We start from the raw sequence: 20,267 nt of genomic DNA, 5'->3' as shown, positions 1-20,267 counted from the left end.
ATTTTCATGAATGGAAGAAGAAAGAAGAATAAGGCTACGTAAAAAAGATTGGCAAAATAGATGAAAATCACCTTTCACCTATTTTGCATTATTCGTGGAGATGTTTTTAGGTATTGGGCCGGTTGTTACAGTGTGTTGATGATTGAAGAAAAATCAAGCGCACCATTTTCCTGGGCTTTTTCACAATACTCACGATATAACTGCGATGCTTTTTCCCCCATAGGGACATTCGCCCCAACAGCAGCAGCGCCCTGCATTGCCAAGGTTAAATCTTTCAGCATAAGCGCTGCGGCAAAACCACCCGCAAAATCATTATCGGCGGGGCTAACGGGACCCACCCCTTTTACGGGGCAGTAACTGGTCATCGACCATGTTTGCCCTGATGCATTCGAGGCAATATCGAAAAATACCTGCGGGTCTAAATCTAGCTTTTCTGCCAGCTGAAACGCTTCACAGGTAGCAATCATGCTGGCACCTAGCAGCATATTATTGCAAATTTTAGCAGACTGCCCTGCCCCACATTCTCCCGCATGAATAATTTTCTTACCCATGGCTGAAAGTACTTTTTCTGCCTGTTGGAACGCAGCGTCTTCCCCCCCCACCATAAAGGTAAGGGTGCCGTCGCCTGCAGCCTTGGTGCCGCCAGATACTGGCGCGTCTACCATAAGCAAGCCCTGCACTTTTGCCATGCCGCCCACTTCCTTGGCAGTTTCCACATCAATGGTTGAACAATCTAATAGCAAGGTGCCCGGCCTTGCATTTGGTAGCACGGTTTCTTCGTATATGCCCTTAACGTGTTTGCCAGCAGGTAACATGGTTACCACAGCATCACAGCGCTCTACTGCTTGCTTGGCTGACTCGGCTAATTCGCATCCGTTCTCTTTTGCCATGGCCATAGCTTCACTACTTAAATCAAACGCCAAAACGCTAAACCCGTTTTTTACTAGGTTTTTAGCCATGCCCGAGCCCATATTACCCAGGCCAATAAACGCTATATTTTTAGTCATTATTCATTCCCCTTTAATGTGGTTGGTAACGGCTTATTCCATAGTAGGAATAACAAACGCATTGTCGTTGGTATCTGAACCATCTGGCCATCGCTGGGTAACGGTTTTCACTTTGGTCCAAAATTTTACCCCTTCCATACCGTGCTGGTTCGTATCGCCAAAGGCTGAACGCTTCCAGCCACCGAAGGTGTGGTAAGCCACAGGTACTGGAATGGGCACATTAATGCCTACCATACCCACATTCACACGTTGCGCAAACTCTCTGGCGGCATGGCCGTTTCGGGTGTAAATAGCCACACCATTGCCGTATTGGTGATCGCTTGCTAGCGATACTGCGTGGTTAAAGTCGGTGGCGCGAACAATTTGAAGCACAGGCCCGAAGATTTCTTCCTGATAAGAACGCATATCGGCAGTTACATTGTCGAACAATGTGGGTCCAATAAAATAGCCGTTAGTTTGCTGAGGTATTTGCGACGTGCGACCATCGTAAATAAGGTTAGCGCCTTCTGAAATGGCTAGTTCAATGTATTCCTCAACCCGTAATTTATGGGCAGAGGTTACCACAGGGCCGTAGTGGGCCGACTCATCTTCAGAGTGACTTACTTTTATGGCTTTAATGGCAGGGATAAGCTTGTCGATAAGCTTTTCTGCGGTGCCCTCACCTACGGGCACTACCACAGGCAATGCCATGCATCGCTCGCCCGCAGACCCATACGCAGCGCCCACTAAATCAGCCACCACCTGATCTAAATCAGCGTCTGGCATCACTATGCCGTGGTTCTTAGCGCCGCCCATGGCTTGAATACGTTTGCCGGCTCGTGCACCACGCTCATAAACATAATTGGCAATGTCAGATGAACCCACAAAGCTGGCTGCCTTTACGTCTTGGTGATCAAGCAAGGCATCTACCGCCACTTTGTCACCATGCACTACGTTCAATACACCTTTAGGTAACCCTGCTTGCAACATGAGTTTGGCTAGCTCAACAGGCACCGATGGGTCGCGCTCTGAAGGTTTTAATATAAAGGCATTTCCACAGGCAATGGCCACCCCGAACATCCACATAGGTATCATGGCTGGAAAGTTAAACGGCGTGATCCCCGCCACTACGCCTAAAGGCTGGCGCATGGAATACACATCAATACCCGGCCCTGCGCTATCGGTGTATTCTCCTTTTTGTGCATGAGGAATGCCGCAAGCAAACTCAATAACCTCTAGCCCCCGTTGAATGTCACCTTGGGCGTCGGATAGCACTTTACCGTGTTCGCTCGAAAGCAACTGGGCAAGCCTGTCTTTGTCTTGCTCAACAAGGCGTTTAAATTCAAACATAACCCGTGCACGGCGCTGAGGGTTTGTGGCTGCCCATTCACGCTGGGCTTTTTGGGCTACTTCAACAGCATGATTTACCGTTTCCACGGTAGCCAGCGTAACGTGCGCTTGAACCTTTCCTGTGTTAGGGGCGAACACATCGGCGTGACGCTCGCCTTCAGCAGTATAATCTTTGCCTTCAATAAAATGCGTTATGGTTCTCATGGCCTACCTCAACAACTTAAAAATAAAAACAGATTATTTACAATTTTGAAACCTTGCGTTAAAAACTGCAAGTCAATATAGTTACAGCATAGTGCTGCATTTTTGCAGCAAGTTAAAAAGGTAATCACGTGAACTGGGATGACTTAAGACTGTTTCTTGGCCTCGCCAGAAATGGAAAAATTAGCATTGCTGCCAGAAACTTACACCTTGATGCCACCACGCTCATTAGGCGTGTAAAAAGGCTGGAGACTGCCCTTAATTGCAATTTGTTCGAGCTAAGCAATAAAGGCTATTTACTTACCGATCACGGTAAGCGCTTAGTCAATTACATAGAACATGCAGAGAGGCACATTTTAGAAGCAAAAAATGACTTAACCGATGAGCGCCAAGAGCTTTCCGGCACGGTAAGGGTTAGTGCTTCTGAAGGGTTTGGTTCTTGGGTGTTAGCTCCAGCATTGGCAGAGTTTAAGCAGCGCTACCCCGCTATTTGCGTGGAGTTAGTGGCAAACAGCGGCTTTTTAAATATCAATAAACGGGAAGCCGATATTGCCATTTTGCTTGAAAAGCCCACGAAAGGCTTGCTGTACACTAAAAGGCTTACCGACTACCGCTTAAATTTATACATGCATGAAGACCTAGTAGCAGCGCATGGTGCTCCAACGTCTATCGAGCAACTAAGCCCTTTTAACCTAGTAAGTTACGTGCCCGATTTAATTTATGCGCCACAGCTTAATTTCATTGAAGAATCGCTGCTTTCACCGCTTCACGCCCTTAAAAGCACCAGTATTAATGCGCAATTTCAAATGCTACGAAACAAAGCAGGTGTAGGTATTCTGCCTCATTTTATTGCCAAGAATGCCCATGAACTACAACCGATACTGCAAGATAAAATAAACATTACCCGCACCTTTTGGCTAGCAACTCATCGCGATGTAAGGCACTTAGCCAGAGTGAATGTATTTTTAGATTGGTTGAACGACACCGTGCAAAAATACGCTGACATCTTTTGATGTAGTCACAGGTTTGCCATGTTATTGCTCTCGCTAAGTTACACCCACATAAAAAAAGCGCCCGAAGGCGCTTTTTAGTGTTCTTTCTATTACATTTTAGAATGCGTAAGTTAGGCTCACAGAACCATTCACTGGAGCACCATAAAAGCCTATGGTGTGTAGGCTGGTAATGTATTTTTCGTCAAAAATATTGTTGATGTTTGCACGCAAGGTAAGGTCGTTGGTTACCGCGTAGGTTGCATAGGCATTTGCTAAAAAGTAGCTGCCTTGCTCTACGTTATAATCGGTGTTGCTGATTTCAGATTGCCATCTTCCGCCTAAGCCAACTGTTAACGCTGGTACTGCAGGTAGTTCATAACCTAACTGGAAAGTCACTACATCACGTGGAGCCCATAGGTTCGCATCATTGCCCGCTTCATCTTCCACATCAATTGCGGTATACGATGCTTGAACACGCAATGCATCAGTAATTTGACCAACAACTTCCACCTCAAACCCTTCAGACTCTACCGTAACACCTTCGTAGTAGTACTGCTGGTTTTCTGGGTTAATACCCGCAAAAGCAGCAAGATTTTCTTGGTCTGCGGTGAAGTATGCGAAGGTCGTTAATAGTGCGTCGTCTAACCACTGCGCTTTCACACCGGCTTCAAAGTTTTTGCCCTTGGTTGGCGCAACAAATTGCCCCGATAAGTCGTATTGCTCTTGCGGTTGGTATACATCTGAATAACTTACATAAGTATTGATGTTTTCAGTTACCGCATAAGTAGCACCTATGTAAGGGCTGGCTTCACTTTCATTATTGTCGATAGTGGTGCCCGCATTGTTACCACTGCGCTCAAAATCAATTGCGTTGAAGCCCGCAATAACAAACAATTCATTGGTGACGCTTATTTTGGTAGAGCCAAAATAGCGGGTAAGATCTTGTTCAATATCAGAATACAGCACCGCGTCAAACCAGTCTGGTTCGGCAATGGCATCAAATGCATATGGGAACGCTGGCGTTGCGCCATAGGCAGGCGTATTGGCATAGTCGAAACCGTATTGATACATGGTGTCGGAACTAGAGGCATGACTTACACCAATGTTCACTTCATGTTGACGGCCGAAGAGCTCGAAAGTACCAAAGGTACGCGCTTCTACTAAGTTTGAATCTATGTCTGAATCATAACGACCGGGCCAGCCTACTAAACCTAAGCCCGTGTCTTTATCGATAGTACCGTAAGCATAAAACAACTTATCTTGTTCTTCGTAGCCGCGATAGTTGTAGCTTACTTTCACTTGCCAGTCGTTATCGAAAATATAGTCGAATTCAACGAAGGCATTGGTGTTTTCTGTGTCCCACATTGCCCATTCTTGCGCTGTGGTATCACTCACATCCCACTCAGCTTGTGTACCGTCTGTGTAATTAAATACTAACCCGCCCCAATTGTTTCCATCGGTGTTGGCATCTTGGTAAGAGTAGCCCAACGTAATGGTGGCGTTATCGGTAAGTTGCCCATCTACTACGCCATATAAAAAGGTGCGATCGTTCTCTAAGCCATCTAAGTAAGATTCTTTATCTTCTATAGCACCTACAAAACGTGCAGCCCAACGGCCATCTTCGGTTAGCAAAGTAGAGTAATCCGCCTGCAAGCGTTTAAAATCAAACGACCCTGCACTCACTGTCACTTCACCGCCTTCTTCATTGGTGGGGCGTTTACGTACATAGTTTAATGTACCCGATGAATTACCGACACCGGTTAGCAGGCCATTGGCACCACGAATAACTTCAATTTTTTCATAACCGTAGGCTTCAAGCGCACCGGTGACAATTCCCCAGTCGTTAGGTAATCCTACGCCATCAATTTGCGTGTTTTTAATTTCAAAACCACGGGCTGTGTAGTTTGTACGGTTAGTTTCCCACTCTTCTACGTTAATACCCGGTGCAAGTTTAAGTGCATCGTTAACATTGTAGGCACCAAACGACTGCATTAGCGCTTCAGAGATAAGGCTAATTGACTGAGGTGTTTCGCTTAGCTCCATTGTTAAGCCAGTCGCACCGCGACTTACGCGGTTTTGACGTACACCAACAATGTGAATTTTCTCAACCTGCGACTCTTCTACAATTGCAGTATCTGTTTGAGTTTCTTGAGCGTTAATTGAGAAAGCGAGCGCTACAGGGGTAAGCGCAAAGAGTGTGGTCAGTTTCATTGTGTTCTCTACAGTGATTTTGGTTTAGTTTTTAGTCGCAGAGGATTATACGGAAGTAGAGAAGGATCACAAATGATAATTATTAGCATTTACAATAATGCTAATAATTACCTGTTAATAAAAATTGATCAGATTTTTGCTTTCTTCAGAATATAAATAGGGCAAGTTGGTTGGCCAAAGAATTTAGCGCCTTCAGCCATCACTGAAAAGAAAAAATACTAACTATCGGGAAGTCTCGATTTTACTTGGGTAATAAGATCCTGTTTCACCACAGGTTTAACAATATGACCTTGCATACCTGCATCGATACAACGCTTTCTGTCGGCTTCCATGGCGTTAGCTGTCATGGCTAAAATAGGGATATTATCCCAGGTAGAATTTGCGCGAATGTGCTCAGCTGCTTCTACACCACCCATAATAGGCATTTGCATATCCATTAATATTAAGTGAGGTTTGAACCCACTCAGAAGAAGATCTAAACACTCTTGCCCATTCTCGGCAAATTTAACAACGGCACCCGCGCTTTTGAGCATAGCGCCAGCAACTTGTTGATTAATTGGGTTGTCTTCCACTACCAAGATTAAGGTTTTAGCCAAGAGTTTTTCGTTATCTTCAACCTCGGGCTTTTCAGCTAATTCATCGATAGATTGGCTGCACGAAATAACCGTATCGTACAATGTAGATGGTGTGAATGGCTTATATAAAAGGTCGTCGTATAGCACCAAGCTATTTTTATCAAGACTCTCTCTGTTGTGCGAGACCACAACCAAATGGGTAATTTCTTTTTGTTCTTGTTGCCAACTTGCCAGTGCTTCTTTACTGATAACAGTTAAGATTGCTTCATCAATGATAATGACCCTAGGTAGGCTATTCGACGCTTTATGAGTAGTTAAGTCTTCAACACTTTTTGCCACATAGGACGGCCACCCAAGTACAGAACATTGGCGCTGAATGCCGGTTTCTACATTTACATTTTGCGTAAGCACTATGGCCTGATAAGACATAACATCTTGCTCACTTAAGCTGTCTTCTTGCGCTACCGATGCTTTTTTAAGCAACACATTAAAATGGAATTTACTGCCTTTACCCTGCTGGCTTACTACACCAATCTTACCGTGCATCATTTCCACTAACTGCTTGGCAATGCTTAGCCCTAGGCCTGTACCACCGAACTTAGAGTTGGTGTCGCGGCTAGCCTGAGTAAACGCCCCAAATACTTGGTTGGCTTGCTTTTCAGTCATGCCAATACCCGTATCTTGAACCTCAAACCCTAGCTGAATGGTATCTTCGTTTTCGTTTAGTAGCTCAACGCTTAAATTCACTTCCCCACGAGAGGTAAACTTAATGGCGTTACTAATTAAGTTGCTGATAATTTGATTGAGCCTAACGGCATCGCCCACAACATGTTTAGGACATTTAGGATCAACATCAATCCACAGCTCGATATGTTTACCGTAAGCGGCACGCCCCATCATCTTACCCACTTGATTAAGTAAACTATCCAACCGGAATGGGGCTTCAACCATATCGAGCTTACCGGCTTCAATTTTGGAAAAATCGAGCACGTCATCAATAATTCTGCTTAATAAAGAAAAGCTAGTGATAGCTTGCTCTATATTATCGTTGATTTTTTTGTAGTTACGCTCACCCAACGTAATTTGCAGTAGGCCGTACACACCGTTCATAGGCGTTCTAATTTCATGTGACATTCTGGCGAGAAAAATGGCTTTAGATTTTTCGGCATTAGTGGCCTTATTTTTTGCCTTTATGGCAAGCTCTTTTTCCAAGTTCAATTGATTAAGCAGTCGTATTAATAGGTACGCCAGGCCTAATAAAAACAAAGCCGCCACCGCAAAGCCCAAAGCAATAAAATGCTTGGTTCGCTCCAAATACGCTATTGCCTCAGTTGGCCTTTCCATAACTAACCAGTAGTAAGCATCTTCAATATCTGTGTTGTCAGTATTCCTTTTACCAATAGGAATAATGCCGTGTTTAAATCGACTGGTAAAACTCCTATCTGGCATGTCATCTTCGCCGCCATTAAAGCGTTTTTCAAAGCCAGGAAATTGCATACTTACTTGGTTCTTGGGCCTGTCGAGCAGCCAACCCCACGCGGCGTTATTCGGAGAAGCTAAAAAGAATCCATCTGGATTAATTAACCAATGCGCACTCTCGGTTTGCAGCTCTTTTAAGCGAGAGAATACATCACGTAAATCAAAGTTCAGTACGATTAAACCTAAAACCTCGCCATCAACGCGATATTTAGCAACACTTCTAATAGTAGGCCGATAAGGGAGTTCTATTACCCCCCGCTCTTTATTTAAATCTAAGGGCGATATGTAATAGTCTTTTGATGACTCAACAGCTTCAATAAAATAATACCGATCGGCTTTGTTTTGCAGGTCTTGGGTGTCTCGCCAGATAAGGCTTCCGGATGGTTTTTCAGCACGTAGTTGTTCATTACCATCAAGCGCAATATAGCGAATTTGCTGTAAACTTGGGTACGCATCGAAAAGCGCTGACCAATGTGCAGTAAGGTAGCCCTTAGCATTCTGTTCAACTAGCGCATCGGTAATTAAGGTACTTTTGCTTTCTTGAATAGCAATGGAACGCGCATCCAATATAACGTGGTTGATTTGGCTCTGAAAATTTTGATGCAGTACATCGAATTGTTGGTCGATAGCGTCGTTACTAAAACGCTTAGTTTCAATCCACAAAATATTGGCTAATACTGCCAAGATGCCAATAAATAATACGCAGAATATAGAAATGAAGAGTGCTGATTTAGAAACTTTATTGACCACAATGCATCCTTTCGGGTTACTGCAACGGCTACATAATTATACGAAAGTATAACACCTAAGTCGTACCTTACCGCGAATAAGCTAGCGTTGGCTATTCAGGGCTATTTTAACGTTGAGACTAAAGCACTTAACGGCCCTAAATCAGACTCAAAATACTTCCATTGCTGCATTCCGCTTTGATAAATAGGCTGACGAACTTGCTCAGCTCTTGCGGTTCTTACTGAGCGTTTGGTGTTGTAGATATCTAAGCAACGCGCTTCAAAAAGTAGCCCGCAAAAATCAAGTATCCTTTGTACTTGCTTGTTAAACTCAGTGACCACATCTTTTAAATTTTATCTGGTAGCACTGTGTTCCAGTACTCCAGCGGCTCAACATAATTATTGTAGTACTTTTCAATATCTTCAAGGTTATAACTAAATTCCTGCCCTTTTACAAACAACGGCTTAAAGATACTAAATCCACATGACATGGGGTTGCGGCGTGCATCTATGTTGTAGCGCTTGGGCTAATCAAAGTCCCCGCCCGTTTAACCTGTGCGCCACTCCAGCAACATAGAGCCTGCTTGAGGTAAAGTTGCGCTGTAACTCATATACACTAATAATTTGACTCGTTAACAAGCAACTAGCAGAGTATAGAGATGCTTACATTAAGCGAAACCTTGTCACTATGATGAATTTAGCGTTCTCTTACCTACCTCTTATTTTGCTAATTACCTTAATGGTAAAAAAGAACCCTATGCCATCTAGCAAAGCCCTACCTTTAAGCGCTTTGGTAGCTTATATTGTGGTGCTGCTGGTATTCAAACAAGACGCAAGATTAGTGAATGCCAATGTAATAAGTGGCGCATTACTGGCACTTACCCCGCTTTCTATTATCGCCGGCGCGATATTCCTTTTTAAATGCATGGAAATTACTGGTGCATTAGCTATTTTACGTAAATCGCTAGACGGCGTAAGCGAAAACCCCGTAGCCCAGCTAATGATTGTAGGCTGGGCGTTTATGTTTCTAATTGAAGGCGCCAGTGGTTTTGGAACACCGGCCGCTATTGCCGCCCCCATACTTTACAGCCTTGGTTTTCCCGCCTTACGAGTGGCACTGTTCTGTTTAGTGCTAAATACCATTCCCGTTACTTTTGGAGCCATGGGCACACCTGTATGGTTTGGGTTATCGCTGTTGCAGCTTCCCCAAGAAAGCGTGCGGGAAATAGCACAGCAAGCAGCCCTTATTAACACCATAGCCGCACCTGTTATTGTGATATTGGCATTGCGATTAGTAGTAAGCGATGCCGCCGACATTAAAAAGAACCTGCTTTTTATTCTACTTTCCACCTGCGCATGCACCCTGCCCTATTTGGGGCTAAGCTATTTTGGTGTGGAATTCCCTTCGTTGCTGGGCGGGCTAATTGGCTTAATCATTACCCTGCTGCTAGCGAAATATAAAATAGGAATTGAGGCAGTAAATCGACCAACAGCTAATCGAACAGTATCCACCGAACAAGCCCCAGCGAAAACAGTACCACTAAAAACACTAATAAAAGCCGCGTTCCCGCTATGGGGCACCGTGTTGCTTTTAGTCTTAACTCGCCTGCCGGAACTAGGGTTAAAAGCGCTTTTACAAGCCACCGAACCCGCCTTACACATTAGCCTAGGTTTTTTAGGCACTTTCCACATAAGCACAAGCTTAGTGGCCAGCTTAACCGACATCTTAAATACCGCGGTAACCTGGAAACATAGCGTTTTGTATATTCCATCTATCATTCCTTTTGCGGTAACCGGCAGCGTAACCTTGTGGCTATTTCGCCAACAAGCAGAACCAAATACGTTAAAAACAGCAGGCCAACAAACTCTTGCCCGCATGCGCACGCCTTTTTTCGCCATGCTAGGTGCACTTATCTTTGTGAATATGATGATGCTAGGCGACAGTTCTGGTCAAAACAGCGCGGCAGTAGCACAAATCGGTCATCACTTGGCACAAATTACCGGCGAAAACTGGACCTTCTTCGCGCCGCTATTAGGGGCATTAGGTTCATTCTTTTCAGGGTCGGCCACTATCTCTAATTTAACCTTCGCTGGTATTCAAACCACCATTGCAGAGCAACTGTCATTACCCTTAACCACCATACTGGCACTACAAAGTGTAGGCGCCGCCATGGGCAACATGGTGTGCATCAATAACATAGTGGCAGTAACCGCTATTCTTGGTTTGCAAAACCGCGACGGCGACATTTTAAAAAGTACAGTGGTGGTCATGGTCGTATTTTCGTTTATCGCTGGTTGTTTAGGCGTTTTGTTGGTCAACCTTTTCGCGACATAGACTTTAGTGAACCCTTTTCGCGAGCGAGCTTTTCCTCACTGTTATGCGAAATAGTAAGGAAATTCAGTTATTCTAAGATGAGTACAACCAAAGGGCACTAAAACTAGATTTTGTGGTTCGCTTTTCGAGGCTACCGGACTATGAGGTACTGGCGCCGCAATACAACCCAACATTTGCCATTGAGGTAACTGTTTCGCATCTATCGTTAGTGTGACCGGAAAGTGCTCATTGCTGAAAGGGATTTCAGTATCAACCGCGCTCTCAAATAACGATATTTCTCCGTCGTACTTCAATGCAAAATTCCAAGCAGATTTCGCCCTAAACTCGTAGTCACAATGGGGGTACTCCCGAAGTGGTTTATCTTGGTTCACTTGTTTTTGTTCATAGTCTATAGGTAACGAAAAAACTAAAGGACCGCGCTCCAAGCTGATAGCATTATAAAGCCGCTTTTGTCGAGACACTGGCATTTCTAGTACAACGGTTATTGCGACCTGTCTATGCCAAGTTCTTTTAAGCCTAAAGTAACTTCCACTTTCGGTAGACTCTATGCTGTCGCCATCAAGTGAAATAGTCACTCGAGGGCACCATTGCGGAATACGAATATAAAGTGGAAATGAGTTGGCTTTTTCAGACCCTATAATAAAGGTTAAATGATTATTAAAGGGGTAATCGGTAATAAGCTCAAGCGTGGTTTCCACGCCTTGGATTTGGGTTGTTAACTTGGACGGCGCATAAATGGTTGCCACTACACCACCATCGGTGCTTGTCATCCATTGGCTAGCAAGTAGTTTTGGCCAGCCTTGATGATAGTTTGAAGTACAGCAACCAAAATGAGGGGCTAATCCGTAGATATTGGCATCAGGATCGTTGGTAGACCAAGGCATGTTTTCATCAATAGCACACGCTATTTGATTAGTTTGCTGATCGTATTGGTGAGCCCACATATCGCGAGTAAAGGCCGCCGGGAGTGCATTATAGGCAATTTTTTCCAACCTATCTGAATACTTAACATCACCAAATATTTGAACCAAATGCTCCAGTGAATACATATATTCTACGATTGCACATAACTCAGTTCCACGGGTAGGCTCTTTTCCCGCCAAGCATTCATCGCCGGTAAAAGTCCCTACAGCCGTTCCATGGTGTTCATCGAGTAGCGCAATCATATTATCTACGGCTAATTTTTCGTCCGGCGACTTGGTTACTCTGCTCAGCAACCCATATGCCTTGACTGCCATCGCGTTGTTGACGATGTGGCTCATAAAATTCCAACCACCTTTTGTCGTTGCAGAGGTCATTGGCCAGCGTGAAAAAAACGATTTCCAGCCAAAACCTTGTGCTTCTAACTTGGTGGTTAAGGCGAGCAACCAGGCTTCTGGTTTACGCTGATAAAGCCATAAAATACTAATGAAAGCCTCAAACCAACGGGCTTGCCCCCAATCGAATAAAGGCGTCCAGTTAATTGAGCAATCTACTTTTCGCAAGCAGCGGTAAACAGCACCTTCTACTCTCTCGTCGCTGGTTATTTCATAATATTGCACTAACACCTTTAGGGCTAAAAATTGCGCCCATATATCGTATTGTTGTTTGGATTCTGGGTTTGTAACGTTCGGATCCGTGGGCCCAAGCCAACCATCCTCATGTTGATGACAGAGGATGTAGTCCAAATACCCTTGAACTTTGGCAATTAACTTATCGTCTTCTAGTAGATAAGCCAGTGGCATTATTCCATCTAACCAATATGGCGCTCTCTCCCACCCTTCTGCTTCCCCTCCAAACCACGCGCTGTCCCGCACGTCCGGCCAAAATTCGTCTAAATGCCCAGTCAATCCTTCAGCTTGAATCTCCAATTGTCGGCGAACCCAACCGGTAGGCTTAATGGCAGTAAGCGCTAGGGGTTTGAAGGTTAGTGCTTTTATTGATGTCATTTTACTTCCGTATAGTATTCAAGCGAAAGGCTTCCACCCCTTACTCTGAAATAGTTAAACCGTTGCGAGCTTCTGTTTACGTTGCAGATCTGTTGGCGAAAGTAGCGGCGTCTGACTTTTTGTCACGCCGAAACATAATGACGAATAGCCCAGCAACGATTGCACTATAAAGTGCAAAGCAGTTCATGATGCCTTGCCAATCTTTTACCCCGTTTTCGGTGAAAAAGGCGTCGATAATGTAGCCACTTGCGAAACTACCAATGATAGTCCCCAAACCTATTACTACGACTTGAAATAAGCCCTGTGCACTGGAGCGCATAGAGGGATCTGTTTCTTTTTCAATAAACAAAGAACCTGACAAATTGAAGAAGTCGAATGCCATCCCCCACACAATCATTGAGCCAATTAGCAGAAATAGGCCATCTACTGGGTTTCCATAGGCAAGCATCAACCAGCGAAACACCCAAGCGACCATGCTGATTATCATCACTGTGCGAATGCCCCACTTTTTGAGGGCAAAGGGTACAATCAAAATAAAGAGCATTTCTGAAAATTGCCCAAGCGATACCACAATGGCCGGAAACTTTAATAAGGGTGAACTTGCGTATTCAGCAATATCTTTGAAATGGTGAATATAGGCACCAGCATAGGCATTGCTCAGCTGCATGCACACGCCCAATAACATAGAGAAAATAAGAAAAACTGCCATTCGGTACTCTTTGAACAGCGTAAAGGCATCAAAGCCCAACAAATTACCCAGTGTGGTACGCGATTTTTGATTTAGCGGCGTACACTTTGGCATGGTAAGAGCGATACCTGCGACAATTAGCGAAGCCCCCGCTGATATATAAAATTGCCATGCCGAGGTTTCTAATCCAGATAAACTGGTTATCCACATGCCAGCCGCAAACCCCGCAGTCCCCCAAACTCGAAGCGGTGGATACTCTCTGATTATATCCATGCTCGCATCATCCATGGTTCGATACGAAATTGAGAATATCAATGATATCGTGGGCATATAAAAGCACATATTTAGCAACATAACCCAAAAGAGTATGGCTGGATCATCGACCATAGGAATAAATAGCATGGTTACCGCACAACCTATGTGCAGCATACTGTATAACCTTTCAGCGTTAATCCAGCGGTCGGCGATTGCCCCTATCGTTGCAGGCATAAATAGCGCTGCTATTCCAATAGTTGAAAAAACAGCACCGAACTCTGAAGCAGTCCATCCCTTCGTGTTAAACGCATAGGCTCCAATAGTAATAAGCCAAGAGCCCCACGCCACAAATTGCAAGAATTGCATTTGCCCAATTTTGAGTTTTAATCCCATTGCGTATTCCTAAACACAGTTAATGTACTAATGGTTTCACGCCAGATGAACATTCTTAAATTAACGTTTGACGGTAGTTAGCTAAGAACTAAGCAACCAACTTCTCTTCTAATAAGTTAACGAATATCAACGCCCAAGCAGGCACATAGGTGATCCATATCTCATTTTGCAACCAAGCACTTTGGCTGATCGCGGGGTCGGGATAAAACAGTACAAATGCCACCCCCATATCGGACAGCAGCATAAGGAAACCAGCAATGGCAAACCGCGTAGCCACTTTGTTGTTGTAATAGCCTCGGTGCAAACAACACAGGGCATTCCAAGCCATGAAACTGACAACAAGAGAAAACACAATCGCCAATATAAACATAACCCCCTGAATATTAGGCAGTAAAATGGACAAAACTGGCAGTATAACTAGCAACACAGGAATAGCCTTGAGCATATCGCTTTTCTGTAGGGCGAAATTTTTGGCAAATAGCAAAGAAAGGGTTGCGTAGGCACACGTAAACGCAAGCATGCCCAGTGGATTGCTAATATGATCATAGTCAGGCAAAAATATGCCTGAAATGACTAAAAACACATCTCCCAAACCAATAAAGAGGATTGCGTATCCAATCGTTTGATGATCTTTTGATTTCTTTTTAACCATCAAAGATGCAAGAACCAAGGACATTATTACGGTGAAAAGTACAACGCCAATTATTGGGTTCTTAATTTCTAGGGGATGCTGTAAATATAATATCCCACATAGATCGACTAAAAATATTGTTAGAATTATTTTTTGAATTTGACTCAAAATTTCATCTCCGCCTAAACATACGTAGCATCAAAAGTGCGCAATAATTAAAAGCATAAAAATATAAAAAGTGAAAAAATCACTTCCTGACAAAACCATTCACCAGACTAATCTCTCACCAATTTAATCTATAAATCGCCGATCAAATTACAAAACAAAATTTTGAAATGCAAATACGATAAAAAGCTGAGAAGACAGAAAAAAAACACCAAGAAAAACATAAACCACTGTTTAACAAAATAATTTAAAGAATCAACATGGATGCAATCCTTCCAAACGTAAAATTATCCACGGTTTTTTTGGTCTCTGCGGTCAAACAGTGTCGCTTTAGGGACAATGTAAACGAGATGTTATTACTTTATATTTTAACCATCAGCGTCCAGACACGACCCAAAAAAATTTAAGACTATGAATTTATTAAATTTTTAAATTATTTTAGTAGACCAAGAGGTAGTCGAAGCGTTTGTAATAACGCCTCTTTAACGCCTAATGCAGACAACAACACCGAGTGTAATGAGAGCAAAATGAAAAGCATTCATTTTTAGGCAGAACCTTGAATAGGGTGACTAGGTTTAATTAATAAAAAAGAAATTTATTTAAATTTATAAAAATATAGTCGCATTAAAAAAGAATAAAAAAATAAATATTTAATGCTAGAGAAAAGTATTAAGAACTATAGGGGAAATAATATGTTTAGGAAGAAAAAAGTAGCTCATGCGATTGTTTCAGCATTTGTACTAGCTTCACTATCAGCAGGCGCCCAAGACACGGAAACCACTGAGAAAGAAATAGAAGTGATCAATGTTACTGCCCAAAAGCGGGTTCAAAATATTCTCAAGGTGCCAGTTACGGTTGGCACTGTGTCAGCGGGTTTAATCAAAGAAACGGGTTCTACATTATTAGCTGATATTGATAAATTCATTCCTGGATTTGATTTTAGTGATGAAGGTTTTACCCAAGCTGGGGTTAGTATGCGTGGTATTAGTAGCCCAAGCATTAGTGCTGGGGGTGACCCGTCATCCGCTACTTTTTATGATGATACTTACATGCCTAGAGCAGCCCAAAATGTATTGTTTTCTGATATGGCTAGGGTTGAAGTATTAAAAGGCCCACAAGGTACTTTATTTGGCCGAAATGCGGCTATGGGGGTAGTGAATATGGTACCCAACGCCCCCCACGACGAATTCGAAGGCTTTGTACGCGCGTTGTTTGGCACCGACAAATTACAGCGCTATGAAGGTATGATTAACGTCCCCATTACCGACAATGTTTATGTACGCGCTAATTTCTTGTCTAACCGGCAAGATGGCTTTATGGAGAACATCTATCAAGCTAGTTGGAATGAAAATAACAAAAATTGGGGCATTGGCGAAAAAGGCCACGATGCTGCCCGAGTGGCAGTATTGTGGGATATCTCCGCGACCACCAATTTCCTTATTGCCTATGAGTGGGATAAATTAGACCAAGGCGCCGAAATAAATTTTGGGTTCAATGAATACGCCTATAACGGTGGCCTCACACCGTTTGGCAACAAAACCGAAAATGATGTAAGAGCAGGCGGTGAATCTCGCGACATGACTGCAACTATTGTTAAATTCAATCATGAATTTAACAATCAGCTTTCCATGAAATATGTTGCAAGTTACCGAGAGTGGTTAACTAACAACGCACAAGAAGAAGATGGCACTGCCGATATTACCCGCTATTTTGATACGGTAAATGTTGAAGATTCTGATATTTTCTATACCGAAATGCAGATTAATTTTATAAATAGCAAAATTAATGCAGTAGCGGGCTTCTCATATTCTAAAGAAAATGTGGGGCAAACAACCAAGCTAAATGCGACGACCAATTCTGTCAGCCGTATGATTACCGGCGAATTAAACAACGTCATTCGCGATGGTGTAGCCCAGCAAATTGCTGGCATGATTGGCGGCAACACTGATGCCCATGCTGCTGGTGCATTTGGTCCAGGTGTCACTTTTGATGCCGCTGTTGACTCCTTCTACACCGCTAGTGGCTTCCCCATGGATCATATATGGAATGCTGATGAATGGGCAGGCGCGCTGAATGCTATGGGTGTAGCGGGTGACATTATGACAGCCATTGGTATGCCCGACGTTCCCCTCACCGGTGATATTGTTAATGCCACGGGTGATTTAACCTACGATATTGTTTCGCAACAAATGGGGATTGCAGAAATATTTGGCCCAAGTGCTTCCGGTATTTTTTGGGAAGAGCGGGTGTACAACACAGGTGACTTCACCAACTGGGGTATCTATGGTGACATAGATTACTCAATTACTGATAAGTGGCATGTAATTGTAGGTGCGCGTTACTCTACTGATAAAAAGGACTTTACCTGGTATATACCCGAAACCAGTTTTAACCAAGTTCGCCCAGGTGTAAGCAACCTTATTTTCCCAATGGCTGATCTAACGGCCTCTGATGAATGGTCTCAAACGACTGGTCGCCTAGTTACCAGTTATGAATTGACCGAAAACGATATGTTCTTTGCGTCCTACTCTACAGGATATAAATCCGGTGGTTTTGACTCGTTAACGCCCAATCCTGAAGCGTTTGAACCAGAAGAAACCTCAAACATAGAGTTTGGCTATAAAGGCATTTTATGGCAGCAAGTTATCGCCAATGTCAGTGCCTACTATATGGAGTTAGATAACTTCCAAACTACCGTTGATACTAAACCTCCGGGATATACACAGGCTATTCCCACAGTATTAAATGATAATAGACAGATTACCGGCGTGGAACTGGATTTACGCTGGCACCTAAACCCCAGTATTACTCTAGGGTTAGTTAGCGAAATACGCAGTATGGATACAGATTCACCAGCATTCTACAACGGTGAAGGGACATTTATCGACGCAGCCACCACATCCACAGATTCAGCGGTAAATTACACCCTAACATTTGACTGGATGCCTGATTTTGGCGTAGGTAACACAAACTTACATGTGGACTACCAGTTTGTTGAAAATATCAATAGCGAACAACCGGGTCTCGAGGAGTATAAAAAAGCTATCGACGCATACTTTTATGACACGAAAGACTTAAATGCGCGTTTATCTTGGTATAACGAAAGCGACACGCTGGAAATTGGTTTATGGGGTAAAAATTTACTGAACAAACGGTACGTAATGGGGGTAGGTGGATTAACGGCGAGCGTTTTTAATACGCCTACTGGCGAGATTACAAGAGGGCGAGAGCTAGGCATTGATATTAAATATATGTTCTAACCCATACGGATCCCAAACCTAAAAAGTTTTATTGGAGGCCTTGTTCGTCACTGTGTGGGGCTTCCATTTTTTATTATTGCCATAGGTGTTTGACGGAAAGACTGTGGAGTAAGCCCCGTCCATCGTTTAAATGCACGTTGAAATGCACTTTGTTCCGAATATCCTAGCATTAGCGAAATATACAACAACTTGTGATCGGTTTGGCTCAAGTACGATGTTGCTAGACTAATACGAATGTCTTCCAACAGATTGGTTAAATTGGTGCCTTCCTTTTGAAATTTTCGCTGAACTTGTCTCGGGCTAATCGACAAATGGTTGGCTATATCGGTTAGCTCAGGTACTCGCTCAGGTAGGGTTTCAACGATAAACTGAGTAATAATTTCTAAAGATACATTGGAACGTAGTGAAGCGAGCTGATTCTCAGCGTGGCAGCATAAAACGTTCATCACTTCTTCATTGTACGACTTTATCGGAATGTTCAGCGAAGATTCGTTAATAATTACGCCGTTGAAATTCGCATTGAAGAAGACAGGGCAACCAAAGAAGGCTTCATATTCACCAACATCAGCCAATGGTGAATGGTTAAAATGCACCGATATCGGTTTATCATCAGATTGATAGTGGGTAAACGCAAAGGTTATCCATGCAGATATTACGTGCTCAATATTATTTGAGCTTGCTTCCATACCCGAGAGCCAACGCAGAATTATCCTATCGCCATCTTTTTCATGATATGCCCTTCCTGAGTTACCTAACAAACACTGGTATCGCTTCTGATATTCTAAAACCTTCCACAAGTTGGGGCTTGCCGTTACGATATGACCAAACAGACCCCAAATACTAATATCGAACGTTTTCCCGAACTTAAACCCAATATTCTTTATACCAAGTTCCCGAGCTCCATATGAAAGTAGCTTTTCATATTCGTGACTTGCATAGTGCCTAGACGACTGATTGATTTCATCGGCATCCGTATCAATTAACTCCAACAGTTTTGTTCTTTCGATGCCTTTAGATGCTAAAAAATTAATAACGGCCCGAATAAAGTAATAGGGAAAATTGATGGTAAACAACGTCAGTTTATTATTCATTTTCTAGTTTAAAGGCTCTATGTGATTAATAATTATTGTTTTAAAACAGCTATTTGACACTTTCACCATTTAGCTATATTTGTTGTCAATAAGCAAGGTTACTTTACGCTAGCTGTATAAAAATGTATCTCGTTCAGTCAATAAGGTAAATAGGAAGATAACGGCCCATGATACTGGCGAGAACTCGGGCTTTTCTTCATGCTCGCCCAGTTTTATTCGGCCGACGTCGCCAAACAATGTTCACCTGACCTCGATAGCTTTATTACTAAGCTTTTTCAATATGCACCGCTAATTACGGTTATAATAGCGGTTAAACCGTTTTCGAATTCGATAGACCAACCTGAGTAGAATATGGCCCATAAAGTACGTTATAAATTTAATGGTGTGGCAAAAGAAATAAATTTTTCTTACAGCCGATATCAAAATATGCATGAAGCCGTGGCCGATGCTGAAGGAATAGACCTTACCCAGTTTTTGCAAACTGAGCAGCAACTTGCCTCAATCAGTAAAGACAAAAAAACTGTAAGAAATTTTAGAGATGCCGAATTTATAAAAATGGGATTTTCTGATTTGTACTTCTTAAAAAATGGCCAAGAATGATGGCGCTACACTTTACAACGCACAACAATACTGAAATGACTTATGGGCATTAGTACGCGCAGAACTAAACCGAAAAGAAATTAAGGTTTACGGCTTTCGCATTACTGGTCATACACGACCCTTTTTTTATAGATGCCATTATGCGTTAAAGCTTTAAACGGGCATTTTATTCAAATAGTCCCGTGAAAGTTAATATTCAATTATCTCCCACTCAAGCATGTGTTTAAGGAAACCCCAAATACCCTGCAGGGTATAATTTGACATATATACCATTAAGGGTATATTTAACTTAATATACCTTATAAGGGATATCGCAACAGTTATACCTTGAAGGGGGTTAATAGTGGAGAAACATAATGAAGCTTAATAACTCAAAAGAACTGGCTGATTATATAAAGC

Annotated in this window: 13 protein-coding genes; 4 read left to right on the top strand and 9 right to left on the bottom strand. The window is 43.0% G+C overall.

Annotated features, from left to right (window positions below; translation table 11 throughout):
• Positions 1-125: 125 nt before the first annotated feature.
• A complete protein-coding gene (gene mmsB, locus KYS23_RS19710; RefSeq protein WP_218419915.1) occupies positions 126-1,007 on the bottom strand; it encodes a 3-hydroxyisobutyrate dehydrogenase in 882 nt (293 codons plus the stop codon).
• A 33-nt stretch (positions 1,008-1,040) separates the two neighbouring features.
• Entirely contained in the window at positions 1,041-2,540 is a 1,500-nt protein-coding gene (locus tag KYS23_RS19705) for a CoA-acylating methylmalonate-semialdehyde dehydrogenase (RefSeq protein WP_218398346.1), read from the bottom strand.
• A gap of 128 nt (positions 2,541-2,668) precedes the next feature.
• Here KYS23_RS19705 and KYS23_RS19700 point away from each other — a divergent pair, with 128 nt between their 5' ends.
• Complete coding sequence (locus tag KYS23_RS19700; protein ID WP_159527924.1) at positions 2,669-3,550, top strand: LysR family transcriptional regulator; 882 nt, start codon at positions 2,669-2,671, stop codon at positions 3,548-3,550.
• 96 nt (positions 3,551-3,646) lie between these two features.
• On the opposite strand, the gene KYS23_RS19695 is transcribed toward KYS23_RS19700, so the two are convergent.
• From KYS23_RS19695 to KYS23_RS19685, 3 genes are all read right to left on the bottom strand, one after another.
• Positions 3,647-5,740 (bottom strand): TonB-dependent siderophore receptor, encoded by a 2,094-nt coding sequence (locus tag KYS23_RS19695; RefSeq protein WP_218419913.1) that lies wholly within the window; start codon positions 5,738-5,740, stop codon positions 3,647-3,649.
• Between the two features lie 218 nt (positions 5,741-5,958).
• Entirely contained in the window at positions 5,959-8,544 is a 2,586-nt protein-coding gene (locus KYS23_RS20770; protein ID WP_218419912.1) for a hybrid sensor histidine kinase/response regulator, read from the bottom strand.
• Between the two features lie 101 nt (positions 8,545-8,645).
• Positions 8,646-8,864, bottom strand: coding sequence for a hypothetical protein (locus tag KYS23_RS19685; RefSeq protein WP_201510819.1), 219 nt, complete (start codon positions 8,862-8,864; stop codon positions 8,646-8,648).
• Between the two features lie 346 nt (positions 8,865-9,210).
• Here KYS23_RS19685 and KYS23_RS19680 point away from each other — a divergent pair, with 346 nt between their 5' ends.
• Positions 9,211-10,857 carry an L-lactate permease gene (locus tag KYS23_RS19680; protein ID WP_218419910.1) on the top strand — a complete coding sequence of 549 codons (1,647 nt, stop codon included), beginning with the start codon at positions 9,211-9,213 and terminating at the stop codon, positions 10,855-10,857.
• 41 nt (positions 10,858-10,898) lie between these two features.
• Here KYS23_RS19680 and KYS23_RS19675 read toward each other — a convergent pair whose 3' ends face one another.
• The 3 genes from KYS23_RS19675 to KYS23_RS19665 form a co-directional block, all read right to left on the bottom strand.
• A complete protein-coding gene (locus tag KYS23_RS19675; RefSeq protein WP_159527920.1) occupies positions 10,899-12,785 on the bottom strand; it encodes a beta-L-arabinofuranosidase domain-containing protein in 1,887 nt (628 codons plus the stop codon).
• A 76-nt stretch (positions 12,786-12,861) separates the two neighbouring features.
• The gene (locus KYS23_RS19670) at positions 12,862-14,121 is read right to left on the bottom strand and encodes an MFS transporter (protein WP_218398358.1); all 1,260 of its coding nucleotides are present in this window, start codon (positions 14,119-14,121) and stop codon (positions 12,862-12,864) included.
• Between the two features lie 88 nt (positions 14,122-14,209).
• Positions 14,210-14,920 carry a lysoplasmalogenase family protein gene (locus tag KYS23_RS19665; RefSeq protein ID WP_218419908.1) on the bottom strand — a complete coding sequence of 237 codons (711 nt, stop codon included), beginning with the start codon at positions 14,918-14,920 and terminating at the stop codon, positions 14,210-14,212.
• A 689-nt stretch (positions 14,921-15,609) separates the two neighbouring features.
• Between KYS23_RS19665 and KYS23_RS19660 the strand changes: the two genes are divergently transcribed.
• Entirely contained in the window at positions 15,610-18,177 is a 2,568-nt protein-coding gene (locus KYS23_RS19660; RefSeq protein WP_246604515.1) for a TonB-dependent receptor, read from the top strand.
• A 47-nt stretch (positions 18,178-18,224) separates the two neighbouring features.
• Here KYS23_RS19660 and KYS23_RS19655 read toward each other — a convergent pair whose 3' ends face one another.
• Positions 18,225-19,268, bottom strand: coding sequence for an AraC family transcriptional regulator (locus KYS23_RS19655; RefSeq protein WP_159527916.1), 1,044 nt, complete (start codon positions 19,266-19,268; stop codon positions 18,225-18,227).
• 351 nt (positions 19,269-19,619) lie between these two features.
• Between KYS23_RS19655 and KYS23_RS19650 the strand changes: the two genes are divergently transcribed.
• The gene (locus KYS23_RS19650) at positions 19,620-19,868 is read left to right on the top strand and encodes a DUF2960 family protein (protein ID WP_013786123.1); all 249 of its coding nucleotides are present in this window, start codon (positions 19,620-19,622) and stop codon (positions 19,866-19,868) included.
• Positions 19,869-20,267 lie beyond the last annotated feature (399 nt).

The sequence above is a fragment of the Alteromonas lipotrueae genome (assembly GCF_019249255.1).
GTDB classification, from domain to species: Bacteria; Pseudomonadota; Gammaproteobacteria; order Enterobacterales; family Alteromonadaceae; genus Alteromonas; species Alteromonas lipotrueae.
This window is presented reverse-complemented; position numbering and strand designations above follow the sequence as displayed.